Source organism: Streptomyces sp. NPDC034043 (assembly GCF_055575675.1).
The window spans coordinates 590,656-602,801 of the sequence record NZ_JBVISF010000002.1 but is presented as its reverse complement, the minus strand read 5'-3'; the positions used below and the strand labels follow the sequence as shown (position 1 = coordinate 602,801).

12 protein-coding genes are annotated in these 12,146 nt (G+C 73.7%); 2 read left to right on the top strand and 10 right to left on the bottom strand.

Annotated features, from left to right (window positions below; genetic code table 11):
- Positions 1–185: 185 nt before the first annotated feature.
- Positions 186–1,037 carry a LysR substrate-binding domain-containing protein gene (locus ACZ51S_RS07390; protein ID WP_468802446.1) on the bottom strand — a complete coding sequence of 284 codons (852 nt, stop codon included), beginning with the start codon at positions 1,035–1,037 and terminating at the stop codon, positions 186–188.
- A gap of 124 nt (positions 1,038–1,161) precedes the next feature.
- On the opposite strand from ACZ51S_RS07390, the gene ACZ51S_RS07385 reads away from it, so the two are divergent.
- Both ACZ51S_RS07385 and ACZ51S_RS07380 read left to right on the top strand, forming a co-directional pair.
- Complete coding sequence (locus ACZ51S_RS07385; RefSeq protein WP_468960045.1) at positions 1,162–2,214, top strand: bile acid:sodium symporter family protein; 1,053 nt, start codon at positions 1,162–1,164, stop codon at positions 2,212–2,214.
- Positions 2,215–2,223: 9 nt separating this feature from the next.
- Positions 2,224–2,649 (top strand): (2Fe-2S) ferredoxin domain-containing protein, encoded by a 426-nt coding sequence (locus ACZ51S_RS07380; protein ID WP_468480147.1) that lies wholly within the window; start codon positions 2,224–2,226, stop codon positions 2,647–2,649.
- Positions 2,650–2,675: 26 nt separating this feature from the next.
- Here ACZ51S_RS07380 and ACZ51S_RS07375 read toward each other — a convergent pair whose 3' ends face one another.
- From ACZ51S_RS07375 to fdhD, 9 genes are all read right to left on the bottom strand, one after another.
- Positions 2,676–4,271, bottom strand: coding sequence for an alkaline phosphatase family protein (locus ACZ51S_RS07375; protein WP_468960043.1), 1,596 nt, complete (start codon positions 4,269–4,271; stop codon positions 2,676–2,678).
- Between the two features lie 222 nt (positions 4,272–4,493).
- Entirely contained in the window at positions 4,494–5,579 is a 1,086-nt protein-coding gene (locus ACZ51S_RS07370; protein WP_468960040.1) for a 2-aminoethylphosphonate ABC transporter substrate-binding protein, read from the bottom strand.
- A 54-nt stretch (positions 5,580–5,633) separates the two neighbouring features.
- The gene (locus ACZ51S_RS07365) at positions 5,634–6,431 is read right to left on the bottom strand and encodes an ABC transporter permease (protein ID WP_468480143.1); all 798 of its coding nucleotides are present in this window, start codon (positions 6,429–6,431) and stop codon (positions 5,634–5,636) included.
- On the bottom strand, positions 6,418–7,341 hold the full coding sequence (locus tag ACZ51S_RS07360; RefSeq protein ID WP_468480142.1) for a 2-aminoethylphosphonate ABC transporter permease subunit: 924 nt from the start codon (positions 7,339–7,341) through the stop codon (positions 6,418–6,420). The genes ACZ51S_RS07365 and ACZ51S_RS07360 overlap by 14 nt, the downstream gene beginning before the upstream one ends.
- Entirely contained in the window at positions 7,334–8,383 is a 1,050-nt protein-coding gene (locus ACZ51S_RS07355) for an ABC transporter ATP-binding protein (protein WP_468480141.1), read from the bottom strand. Before ACZ51S_RS07355 ends, ACZ51S_RS07360 begins: the two co-directional genes overlap by 8 nt.
- Positions 8,380–9,099 (bottom strand): phosphonatase-like hydrolase, encoded by a 720-nt coding sequence (locus ACZ51S_RS07350; protein ID WP_468480140.1) that lies wholly within the window; start codon positions 9,097–9,099, stop codon positions 8,380–8,382. Before ACZ51S_RS07350 ends, ACZ51S_RS07355 begins: the two co-directional genes overlap by 4 nt.
- Positions 9,100–9,104: 5 nt before the next feature.
- On the bottom strand, positions 9,105–10,226 hold the full coding sequence (locus tag ACZ51S_RS07345) for a TIGR03364 family FAD-dependent oxidoreductase (protein ID WP_468480139.1): 1,122 nt from the start codon (positions 10,224–10,226) through the stop codon (positions 9,105–9,107).
- A gap of 157 nt (positions 10,227–10,383) precedes the next feature.
- The gene (locus tag ACZ51S_RS07340; RefSeq protein WP_468960036.1) at positions 10,384–11,154 is read right to left on the bottom strand and encodes a GntR family transcriptional regulator; all 771 of its coding nucleotides are present in this window, start codon (positions 11,152–11,154) and stop codon (positions 10,384–10,386) included.
- Between the two features lie 45 nt (positions 11,155–11,199).
- On the bottom strand, positions 11,200–12,066 hold the full coding sequence (gene fdhD / locus ACZ51S_RS07335; protein ID WP_468887954.1) for a formate dehydrogenase accessory sulfurtransferase FdhD: 867 nt from the start codon (positions 12,064–12,066) through the stop codon (positions 11,200–11,202).
- Positions 12,067–12,146: the final 80 nt, after the last annotated feature.

The window sequence follows — 12,146 nt, the reverse complement described above, 5'->3', positions numbered from 1 at the left end:
ACCCCACCCGCACCCCCGCCCGGCACCCCCGGGGAAACTTCCACAAGATCCCCCCGTCGTCCCATGCCCCGCCACCTGCGGCGCAGCCGCCCGTACGTCCCCCGGACGGGTGATCCGGGCCGACCCGCCCGTCCCCCACCGCGGGACGCCGCCCCCGCCCCCGGGGGGGCCCGCCCGGACGGCCGCTACGCCGGCCGGCTCAGGCGGTCGCCGCCCGCCAGCACCGCGGCCGCCAGAGCCTCCGCCGCCGGCGTCCGGCGCCGCCCCTGGAGCAGGGCGAACTCCACCGGCCCCAGCTCCGGCAGCCCGCCCACCCGCACCAGCCCCGGCGGGATCAGCCCCCGGGTGTGCGCCATCACCCCCAGCCCGGCACGGGCCGCCGCGATCAGGCCGCTGAGGCTGCCGCTCGTACAGGCGATCCGCCAGGCCCGCCCGTCCCGCTCCAGCACCTCCAGGGCTCGCGCCCGGGTGATCCCCGGCGGCGGGAACACGATCAGCGGCACCGGACGCTCCGGGTCCACCCGCAGCCCCTCGGCCCCGATCCACACCATCCGGTCCCGCCACACCAGCCGCCCCCGCTCGTCCCCCGGCCCGCGCCGCTTCGCCAGCACCAGGTCCAGGCGCCCCGCGTCCAGCCGCTCGTGCAGCGTCCCCGACAGCTCCACCGACAGCTCCAGGTCCACCTCCGGGTGCTCGTGCCGGAAGCCCTCCAGGATCTCCGGCAGCCGGGTCAGCACGAAGTCCTCCGACGCCCCGAACCGCAGCCGTCCGCGCAGCCGGGTCCCCGTGAAGAAGGCCGCCGCCCGCTCGTGCGCCTCCAGGATGGTCCGCGCGAAGCCCAGCAGCGCCTCGCCGTCCTCCGTCAGGCCGACGCTGTGCGTGTCCCGCACGAACAGCGGGCGCCCCGTGGCCTCCTCCAGTCGCCGCACGTGCTGGCTGACCGTGGACTGGCGCACCCCGAGCCGGCCCGCCGCCTGCGTGAAGCTCAGCGTCTGGGCCACCGTGAGGAACGTGCGCAGCTGGACCGGGTCGTACATGACCCCAGCCTATTGCGTTCCGTGATGACAGTCAGAGCGGTGTGCGTGTTTCCCGATGACCACCGACCCGCCACGATGGGCCGTACCCCCGTTCCGACCCCGCACGACAGCGAGTGAGCACCCCATGCGACGCCCCCGTCTCCCCGCCTGGCTGCCCCTGGACCCGTACGTACTGGCCCTGCTCGCCACCGTGGGCCTCGCCGCGCTGCTCCCCGCCCGGGGTACCGGCGCCGCCCTCGCCGGCGGCGCCTCCACCGCCGCCGTGGCCCTGCTGTTCTTCCTCTACGGGGCCCGCCTGTCCACCCGTGAGGCCCTCGACGGCCTGCGCCACTGGCGGCTCCACCTCACCGTCCTGGCCTGCACCTTCGTGCTCTTCCCGCTGCTGGGCCTGGCCACCCGCCTCCTCGTGCCCGGCCTGCTCACCCAGCCGCTCCACAACGGCCTGCTCTTCCTCTGCCTGGTCCCCTCGACCATCCAGTCCTCCATCGCCTTCACCTCGATCGCCCGGGGCAACGTCCCCGCCGCGATCTGCGCCGGCTCCTTCTCCTCCCTCGCCGGCATCCTCCTCACCCCGCTGCTCGCCGCCGCCCTCCTCGGCAAGGACGCGGGCGGCTTCTCCCCCGACTCCCTCCTGCGGATCGCCCTCCAGCTGCTGCTGCCCTTCCTCCTCGGCCAGGGCCTGCGCCGCTGGGTGGGCGGCTTCCTGGCCCGCAACAAGAAGGTGCTCGGCTACGTCGACCGCGGCTCCATCCTGCTCGTCGTCTACGCGGCCTTCAGCGCGGGCGTGACCGCCGGGGTCTGGCAGCGGGTCGGCCTCCCGCGCCTCGGCGCGCTGATCGCCGTGGAGGCCGTACTGCTCGCCGTCATGCTCCTCGCCACCTGGTATGGGGCTCCCCGCCTCGGCTTCGGCCGCGCGGACCGCGTCGCCATCCAGTTCGCCGGGTCGAACAAGAGCCTCGCCGCCGGACTCCCCATGGCCAGCGTCCTGTTCGGTGCGCAGGCCTCCCTCGCGGTGCTGCCGCTGATGCTGTTCCACCAGATGCAGCTGATGGTCTGCGCGGTCCTGGCCCGCCGCCGCGCCCGGGACCCCGAGGCGCTCCACCAGGACCAGCCCGACGCTCGACGTGTGGTGGAGGTCTCGCCCGAGGTCCAACCCCCCGCCGGACAGGGCCGGTAGCGTGCGTCGGTGACCTGGATACGCCCGCTCGCCGCCACCGCCCCGCGCCCCTGCACCCTCGTGGTCTGCCGCGGCTGTTGCTGCGGAGACCCCCGCAAGAACCCCGGCTCCGACCACGCCGGACAGCTCGCCCGGCTGCGGGAGGCCGCCGCCGCGTCCGGCGGGCGCCTCGCGGTCCGTACGAGCGACTGCCTCGGGCCCTGCGCCCAGGCCAACGTGATCGTGGTCCAGCCCACGACGGAGGCCCGCCGCCGTGGCGCGCGGGCCGTCTGGTTCGGCTGGGCCCTGGACGACACCGCGACGGACGAGATCATCGCCTGGGCCGCGTCCGGCGGCCCCGGCAGCACCCCGCTCCCGGCCACCCTCGACCTGCACCGCATCGACCCCCCGGAGCCGAAGCCGGCCGCATCCCCGCGCAGGGGCCGGCGCCGATAGGCGGCGCCGGCCCCGGACGGTGCTCCTCAGCCGAGACGGACGTCGTCGACGGTCCAGTACCAGTTGTTGCTGCCGCTGTAGCGGAAACGGACCTGGACGTCGGTGGCGCCCGCCGGGACCTGGAGGGTGAGGGACTCCGCCTTGGCGACGGCGTCGGCGGTGTACGTCTTCACCACCGCCGGGGTGCCGCCGTTGTACGAGACGAGGACCTGGGCGGTCTGGCCGGCCTCGTGGCGGTAGTGCGTCCGGAAGGCCAGGGTGCGCGTGGTGCCGCCGGCGACCGCCCACTTGGGGGTGACGAGGGTGGAGTCGAAGGCGCCGGTGTGCGCCTTGTCGTCCCACTCGTCGGAGTCGGCGACGGCGAACACGTCGCGGGAGCGGACGTTCAGCTCGCGCCACTGGTCGCGCTGCGCCTGGCTCCAGAACTCGTCGGTGGCGAAGGCCCACCCGGCCCATTCGGTGACTCCGCCCGTGCCCATCCTGGAGTTGTCGACGGACCAGCCGGCGGGCGGGGTGTGCGTGAAGCCCTTGGTGGCGGCGGGGATCCCGGTCTCGTCGACGCGGCCCTGGAGGTTGGGGCGCAGCGTGTCGAAGGGGTCGCTGTCGGGGCTGTCCAGCGGTACGCCGTCCAGGGCGGCCGTGGTGACTCCGACCTGGGCGAGTGCGATCGCGGCGACGTCGGTGAGGCGTACGTCGTCGCGTACGGAGCCGGCCGGGATGCCCGCGCCCTTGGCGATGACGAAGGTGCCGCGCTCCTGGACGGTGGAGCCGCCGTGGCCGCCGCCGTCGGTGTGGCCGTGGTCGGTGGTGACCAGGATCTTCCAGTTCTCCTGGGCGTAGGAGGGGCGGGCCTTGACGGCGGTGAGCAGCTGGCCGACCAGCGCGTCGACGCGGCCGATGGAGTCGAGGTACTGCTGGCTCGCGGCGCCGTAGGAGTGGCCGGCGACGTCGACCTGGCCGAGGTAGACGAAGGCGGCGTCCGGGTTCTGGTCGCGGAGTTCGGCGGCGGCCGCGGCGGCGATCTTCGGGTCCTCGTTGCCGTAGCCGTCGCGGTCGCCCTTGAGGGAGAGCCGCTTGTCGACCTTGGCGGAGAAGATCGGGCCGTTCTGGTCGGTGGAGGTGATGGGCTCCCAGTCGGCGGCCGCGTAGGTGTTGAGGGAGGGCTTGGCGTTCTCGGCGCGGGTCAGGAAGTCGGGGTAGGCGCCGTAGTTCTTGCCGGTGAAGGAGTTGTCCTTCACCCCGTGCTTGTCAGGCCAGACGCCGGTGGCGATGGTGGACCATCCGGGGCCGGAGGAGGTGGCGGCCATCGGGTTCGCGTACAGGGTGCTGCGCGCGGTGAGGCCTTCGGCCATCAGGGCTTTGAGGTGCGGGGCGTTGGCCGCCTTGACGCGGTCGAGGACCACGCCGTCGAGGCCGATGACGAGGACCTTGTCGGTGGTGGCCAGTGCCGCCGCGGGGGCGGAGGCGGCCGCCTTGGCCGCGGCCTCGGCCGCCGCCCTGGCCGGGTCGGTGGGGTTGGGGGTGGCGGCGGCCGTGGTGCCGAGGCCGAGGCTGGTGGCGATCAGGGCCGTGGCGGTGGTGGCGGCCACGGCGAGGGTGCGTCCGGACAGGACAGTGGACACGTGCTCCTCCAGGAGCGTCGGGGAAGGCGCGGCGGATCGAGCGGATGCGTGCGGACGTGCGGGACCTTCCGGACCTGCGGGACCTGTGAGATCTTCGGGACCTGTGGGATCCGCGGGGCCGGCCGGGACGTGCGGAGGGTCCGGACCGGAGGGAGCGCCCTTGGTCCAGACCCGTTACGCACAGGAGACTATTGCGGCCGTGGGTGGCCGCGGGGTTAAAGCTCAGCTTCCGGTCGCGGACTTCCACGCGTCGACGTGGGCGGTGAGGTTCTCGTCGATGTCGGACCAGTCCGGCTGGAAGACCTCGACGCCGGTCATCAGCTTGGTGAGTTCGATGGCGTTGGCGTCGGTCGGCTTGATGTCGGAGCGCGCCGGGAAGCCGCCGCCGATCTCGCTGACCTGCTTCTGCGCTTCCTCGCCGAGCATGAAGTCGAGGAGCTTCCTGCCGTTGTCGGCGTGCGGGGCCTTGGCGAGCAGGCCGGCGGCGTAGGGCAGGGCGAAGGTGGTGGGCTTGCCGCCGTCCTTGGCGGGGAACCAGATGCCGAGGTTGGGCATGGACTTGGACTGGGCGAAGTTCATCTGGACGTCGCCGTTGGCGACGAGCAGTTCGCCCTTGTCGGTCTTCGGCGCGAGCTTGCTGGTGGAGGAGGAGGGGCCGACGTTGTTGGCCTGGAGCTTCTTGAGGTACTCCATCGCCGGCTCCCTGCCGCCGAAGTCGTGCATCGACTTGATGAGGACGGCCGTGCCGTCGCCCGCGACGCCGGGGGTGGAGTACTGGAGCTTGCCCTTGTACTTGGCGTCGAGCAGTTCCTCCCAGGTCCTGGGGGCCTGCCCGAGCTCCTTCTTGTTGTAGACGAAGCCGAAGTAGTTGTTGACGACGGAGGTCCACTTGCCGTCGGCGGCCTTGTCGGCCCCGTTGACCTTGTCGGAGCCCTGCGGGGCGTACGCCTGGAGCAGCCCCTTGCCGTCGGCCTGCTGGATGAAGGGGGGCAGCGTGATCAGCACGTCGGCCTGGGTGTTGGTCTTCTCGCGGACGGCGCGCTGCACCATCTCGCCGGAGCCGCCCTCGACGTACTTGACCTCGATGCCGGTCCTCTTCGTGAAGTCGGCGAAGACCTTGTCGTACCAGCCGTCGCCCTTGGTGCCCTTGAGGCCGTCGGCGCTGTAGACGGTGACCACCTTCTCGCCGCCGCCCTCGCCGGCACCGGGCCCGCCGGCCGTGGTGGAGCCGCCGCAGGCGGTGAGGGAGGAGGCGAGGGCGAGGCCGCCGGTGAGGGCGGCGGCACGGAGGACGATCTTGCCGGTCATGGAACTTCCTTACGGGGAAAGGAATCTGCGGGGACGGAAGGAGCCGGAGGGGGATCAGCGGTACGAGGCGCGGGTGCGGACGCGGGAGACGGCCAGCAGCACCAGGAGGGTGGCGGCCATCAGGACCACGGCCACGGCGGAGCCGCCGAAGAGCGAACCGCGGTCGGTGGCGGTGAAGATCCGGACCGGGAGGGGCATCCAGTCCGGGGGGTAGAGCATCATCGTGGCGCTCAGCTCGCCCATGGACAGGGCGAAGCAGAGTCCCGCGGCCGCGGTGAGGGACGGCAGCAGGAGCGGGAGCCGGACCCGCCACAGCACGTAGCGGGGACGGGCGCCGAGGGAGGCCGCGGCCTGCTCGTACGCGGGGTCGAGACGGACGATGGCGGCGGAAACCGACTGGTAGGCGAACGCGGTGACGAGAACCGTGTGCGCCAGGACGACGATGGAGCCGGTGCCGTTGAGCAGGACGGGCGGCCGGCTGAAGGCGACGAGCACGGCGAGGCCGACGACCACGGACGGCACGGCGACCGGCAGCACGAACAGGGCGTCCAGGCACCGCTTCCCCCGCCTGCCGAGGGAAGCGGCGGCCAGCGCGGCCCAGGTGCCGACGGTGAGCGCGAGCAGGCTCGCGGCCAGGGCGGTGACCAGGGAGGTGGTCAGGGCCTCGAGGGACTCACCGCGGACGGCGGCGGCGTAGTTCTCGGTGGTCGGGCCGGAGGGGAAGGCCCCGGACCAGTGGGTGGCGAAGGAGGCGGCCACCACCACGAGGAGGGGCAGCGCGAAGAGGGGCAGGAAGAGGACGCCGAACAGGCCCCAGGCGGCCCGGCGGCCGCCCTTGCTATGCACCAGCACGCTTGCCCACCACCCGGTAGAGGCCGAACAGGCCGACGGACATCGCGATGTTGACGACGGCGACCACGCAGGCGGCCGCGTAGTCGGATTCGAGGATGGCCTTGCCGTATACGAGCATCGGCAGGGTCGTGACGTCCTTGGCGCCGGTGAACAGGACGATCCCGAACTCGTTGAGGCACATGACCAGGACGAGGCTGCCGCCGGCCGCCAGGGCGGGCAGCGCCTCGGGGAGGATCACCTGCCGGACGATCCGGGCGGGCCCGGCGCCCAGGCCCGCGGCGACCTCCAGCTGAGCGGTGTCCAGCTGGGAGAAGGCGGCGAGCAGCGGGCGCATCACGAACGGGGTGAAGTACGTGATCTCCGCGAGGAGGACGCCCCACGGGGTGGTGAGGAAGTGGAAGGGGCCGTCGGCGACGCCGAGGACGTCGGTCCAGACGCCGTTGGCCATGCCCACCCTGCCGTAGATGAAGAGAAGGGCGAGGGTGATGAGGAAGGAGGGGAAGGAGAGGAAGACGTCGATGAACTTCGCGACCGCCCTGGCCCCGGGGAACGGCACGAAGGCGATGACCAGGGCGAGGGTGAAGCCGAGGAGGAGGCAGCCGGCGGTGGCGCCGACCGCCAGCCACACGGTGGTGCCGAGGGCCTCGCGGAAGGCGTTCGAGGCGAAGACGGCGGAGTAGGCGCCCACGGGGCCGCCGCCGTCGTCGGGGGTGAAGGACTGCTGGACGACCAGCGCCAGGGGGTAGAGGAAGACCAGCGCGAGCACCGCCACCGGGGGCAGCGCCCACACCGCGCGCGGGGTCGCGCGCCGCGGACCGGAGGCGGCCGGCGCCGGCGCCGGTACGGCCGCGGCGGCCCGGGCGGCCGGCAGCGGGGGAGCGGCCGGCAGCGGCGGAGCGGTCTCAGGCATCGGACACCCCCGCCGCCAGCAGCACCGCGTCGCGGGGCTCGAAGTGCAGGGTCACCTCGTCGCCCGGCGCCGGGGTCTCCCTCAGCTCGGGCAGGTCGGCCTTCACCCGGTGCCCGCCCACGTCCACGTACAGCCGGTGCGTCGAGCCGCGCCACTGCACCTCGGTGATCGTGCCGCGCAGGGCGTTCGGCCCCTCGCCGAGCCGGAGCAGGTGCGGGCGTACGCACAGGGTGGCGGCGGAACCCGCTGCCGCGCGCCCGGCGTCGAGGGCCAGCGGGCGGCCCTCGAAGACCGCGCCGCCGTCGCCCACCGTCACCGGCAGCAGGTTGGCATTGCCGACGAAGGAGGCCGTGAACTCGGTGCGCGGCGCCCGGTACAGCTGCTGCGGGGTGCCGCAGTCCTGGAGGCGGGCCCGGTCCATGACGGCGATCCGGTCGGCCAGGGTCAGCGCTTCCACCTGGTCGTGGGTGACGTACAGGATGGAGACGCCGGGCAGTTCGCGGTGCAGCCGGGCCAGTTCCGCCAGCATCCCGGAGCGCAGCTGGGCGTCGAGGGCGGAGAGGGGCTCGTCCAGCAGGAGGACGCCGGGGCGGATGGCGAGGGCCCGGGCGATGGCCACGCGCTGCTGCTGTCCGCCGGACAGTTCGCGGGGGTAGCGGCGGGCGTAGGCGGCCATCCCCGTCATCTCCAGGGCCTCGGCGACGCGGCCGGGGATCTCGGCCTTGGGGGCCTTCCGCGCCCTGAGCCCGAAGGCGACGTTGTCCTCGACGCGCATGTGCGGGAAGAGGGCGTACTGCTGGACGACCATCCCGATGCCGCGCTTGTGCGGCGGGAGCGCGGTGACGTCGCGGCCGCCGATCAGCACCCGCCCGGAGGCGGGCCGTACGAAACCGGCGACCGCGCGCAGGGCCGTGGTCTTGCCGGAACCGGAGGGGCCGAGGAGGGCCATGACCTCGCCGGGCTCGACGGTCAGGTCGAGACGGTCCAGGACGGTGGTGCCGTGGTAGGCGACCGAGACGGAGTCGAAACGGATGCCGCTCACGAGGACTCCGCGGGGGCGGGCAGGCCGAGGAGGGCGGGGAGCCCGGCGACGGAGCCGAGGACGTGGGTCGCGCCGTGCCCGGTCAGCGTGGCGCGGTCGTGGGCGCCGGTGAGGACTCCGGCGACGGTCCCGGCGCCGGCGCGGCGGCCGCTGAGCATGTCGTACGCCGTGTCGCCGGCGACGACGGTCTCGCGTACGTCGGCCACGGCGCCGGTGCGCAGGAACGCCGCCAGCACCATGTCCGGGTAGGGGCGGCCGCGGCCGCCCGCGTCGGCGGGGCACAGGGTGAGGTCGGGGAGGTCCTGCCAGCCGAGGGCGTCGAGGATGGCGTCCTGGGTGACGCGGGCGAAGCCGGTGGTCAGGGCGACGGTGTGGCCGGCGGCGCGGAGCTGCTCGATGGTGGCGCGGGCTCCGGGGAGCGGGGCGACGAGGCCACCGTCGACGAGTTCCGCGTACGCCTCCTCGAAGGCGGAGTTGGCGAGCCGGGCGCGTTCCTCCGTGCCGAAGAGGTGGCGGAAGACGGAGATCTTCGACTCGCCCATGGTGTCGCGGACGTACTGGAGCTTCTCGGCGTGGGCGGGGGTGCCCGGTTCGACGCCGAGGCGGGCGGCGGCGTGCTCGAAGGCGCGCTCGACGAGGCCGCCGTCGGCGACGGTGGTGCCGGCCATGTCGAGGACGACCAGCCTGCGGCCCGTGCCGGCGGGGGTTTCGGTCATGCGGCTCACCAGCCCAGTTCGTTCGCGGTGGTCTCGGCTATGGCGGGCGAGCAGGTCATGCCGCGGCCGCCGGGTCCGGTCACCAGCCACACGCCGTCGGCCACCTGCCGGCGGTGGACGACGCGGGTGGTGTCGGTGCACTGCGCGTACACGCCCGCCCAACGGCGCCCGATCTTAGGCAGGGGGCGGCCCAGGAAGGACTCGGCGACCTCGGCGAGGTGGTCGTAGGGGTCTTCGAGGGTGTCGAACGCGAAGGGGTGCTCGTACTCGTGGGTGTCGCCGATGGTCAGTCCGCCGTCCTGGCGCTGGACCATCAGCAGCTGCATCTTGTGCGCGGCGGCGACGGGGGTCTGCGCCTGGGCGGCGTTCAGCTCGTCCAGGGCGGCGCTCCCGTAGGCCGGGTAGTAGCGGAAGCTGTCGGCGTCGGCGACGGAGGTGGTGAGCGGCTCGCCCAGCGGGGCGGTCTGCATCATCTGGAGCCGGACGCGGCGGACGGGCAGTCCGGGGGCGAGTTCCCGGACCAGGCCGGACAGCCAGGCGCCGGTGGCGAGGACGACGGCGTCACCGCGGTGGACGTCACCGTGGTCGTCGCGGACGGCCCCGGGGCCGGCCAGGCCGCGGACCTCGCGGCCGGGAACGAAGGTGTAGCGGCCGGAGGCGCGGAGGGCCTCGCGGAGGTGGAGCTGGGCGGTGCGCGGTTCCACGGCCGCGTCGCGCTCGCACCACAGGGCGGCCTCGAAGGAGCCGCGCAGGGCCGGGTTGATCCGCCGGGCCCGGGCGGCGGTGACCAGTTCGTAGCCGCGGGCGGCGGCGTCGGGGCGGGCGGCGGCCGCCTCGGCGACCGCGTACTCGCGGGCGTTGCGCACGGGGGTGAGGGAGCCGATGGCGCGGAAGCCCAGGCCGGGCACCTCCGCACCGATCCGCTCCCAGAGCTCACGGGCGCGCAGGGCGGTGTCGAGCTCCTCGCCCCCGGCCCGGCCGCTGACCCATATCTGGCCGAAATTGCGCAGCGAGGCGCCGCGCGCCTCGGCCTCACGCTCGATCTGGACGACCTCGTGGCCGCGTTGGACTGCTTGCCAGGCGTGCATGGTGCCGACCACGCCGCCTCCGACGACTATGACTCTCACGGCGTCCACGGTGGGCGCGGTCCGTGACCCGGGGGGATCGCGGGGGCGACGGGGCAGTGAACAGCCCCCGACGCTTGGACTAGACCCGTTATCATTCCGTGATGTGAATTGCTCCTGGTTGGGGCGTTCTGGGCTGGTTCGGCTGGTGGTCCCGGGGCTACTCGGGCCGCAGACGGGTCGTGAAGCTGAACCGGTCGCCACGGTAGAGCGAACGCACCCGTTCCAGCGGCCGGCCGTCCTGGTCCCGCGAGAAGCGGTGGATCAGCAGCATCGGGAGCGCGGGCGGAGTGCCGATCAGGAGGGCCTCGCGTGGGGTGGCGAGGACGGTCTCCAGCTTCTCGTCCGCGTCCCCGAAGGAAATGCCGAGACTGTCGTGGAGATAGCCGTAGAAGGAGGAGTCCGGCTGGAAATCGACGTCGAGGCGCGGGGCCCGGGCCACCCGGATGTACGTGCTCTCCAGCCCGACGCGCTCGTCGTCGGCGAGCAGGACCCGCTCCAGGTGCCAGACCGGTTCGCCCGCCTCGGCTCCGATGCCGGACGCGAGGCCGGCCGGGCAGGGGAAACGCTCCAGGCCGATGAGGTTGCGGCCGGGGCGGCGGCCCTGGCGGCGCACCCCCTCGGTGTAGCTGGCGAGGGACAGCGGCTGCTCCAGCTTGGGGCCGGCGACCACCGTGCCGCGGCCGGAGCGGCGCAGCCGGCCTTCGAGCAGCAGCTCGCGCAGGGCCTGCCGTACGGTCTCGCGGGCCACCCCGTACCGCTCGGCGAGATCCCGCTCGGTGGGCAGCGGGCCGCCTTCGCCGAGCTCGTCGAGGAGGTCGGCGATACGGGCCTTGACGGCGTAGTACTTGGGGATGCGACCGTGCTCGGGGATGCCGGAGCGGACGGGCGAGCCGGGGCGGTGGGGCGGCTGCGGGTTCGGGTCTTCCACGCTCGGACTGTACGCGGGGCCGCACCGCGCCGTCGGCCCGGCGCCCTACCCGTGCCGCTCCGGCGATACGGCCCGGCCGGTGCCGGGCAGCAGGATCCGTTCCTCGCCCGCGTAGACGTTCATGTCCGGGCCCCGCAGGAAGCCGACCAGCGTCAGCCCCGACTCCAGGGCCAGGTCGACCGCCAGCGAGGACGGCGCCGACACCGCCGCCAGCACCGGGATCCCGGCCATCACCGCCTTCTGCGCCAGCTCGAAGGACGCCCGCCCCGACACCAGCAGCACCGACCCCGCCAGCGGCAGCCGCCCCGCCCGCAGCGCCCGGCCGACGATCTTGTCCACGGCGTTGTGCCGCCCCACGTCCTCCCGTACGTCGAGCAGCTCGCCCTCCGCCGAGAACAGCCCGGCCGCGTGCAGCCCGCCCGTGCGGTCGAAGACCTTCTGCGCCGCGCGCAGCCGGCCCGGCAGCTCCGCGAGGAGCTCCGCGGGGACCCGTACCGGATCGGAAGCCAGCCCCGGGAAACGGGTCGCCGTACGGACCGCGTCCAGGCTGGCCTTGCCGCACAGCCCGCAGGACGAGGTGGTGTACACGTTCCGCTCCAGCGTGATGTCCGGAACGGGCACCGAAGGGGCCAGCTGCACGTTGACCACGTTGTAGGTGTTGGAGCCGTCCTCGGTGGCGCCCTCGCAGTACGTCACGGCCCGCACGTCCGAGGCGTCGGCCAGGACGCCCTCGCTGGCCAGGAAGCCCACCGCCAGCGCGAAGTCGTCGCCCGGGGTGCGCATCGTGATGGCCAGCGGCTTGCCGTTGAGCCGTATCTCCAGCGGCTCCTCCGTGACCAGCGTGTCGGGCCGGACCCCGGCCGACCCGCCCCGGATGCGTACGACACGGCGCCGCTCGGTGACCCGTCCCATCGTGATCAGCCCACCCGTTCCGTTCTCGCGCACACCTGACGAGGACATTGTCCCGGATCCGCCGTGCGGGACCTCCGGCA

What these genes read in the sequence shown, in the direction of transcription:
- ACZ51S_RS07390 (WP_468802446.1), bottom strand. Translation starts at nt 1,037, where the DNA reads ATGTACGACCCGGTCCAGCTGCGCACGTTCCTCACGGTGGCCCAGACG.
- ACZ51S_RS07385 (WP_468960045.1), top strand. Translation starts at nt 1,162, where the DNA reads ATGCGACGCCCCCGTCTCCCCGCCTGGCTGCCCCTGGACCCGTACGTA.
- ACZ51S_RS07370 (WP_468960040.1), bottom strand. Translation starts at nt 5,579, where the DNA reads ATGACCGGCAAGATCGTCCTCCGTGCCGCCGCCCTCACCGGCGGCCTC.
- ACZ51S_RS07360 (WP_468480142.1), bottom strand. Translation starts at nt 7,341, where the DNA reads ATGCCTGAGACCGCTCCGCCGCTGCCGGCCGCTCCCCCGCTGCCGGCC.
- ACZ51S_RS07350 (WP_468480140.1), bottom strand. Translation starts at nt 9,099, where the DNA reads ATGACCGAAACCCCCGCCGGCACGGGCCGCAGGCTGGTCGTCCTCGAC.
- fdhD (WP_468887954.1), bottom strand. Translation starts at nt 12,066, where the DNA reads ATGGGACGGGTCACCGAGCGGCGCCGTGTCGTACGCATCCGGGGCGGG.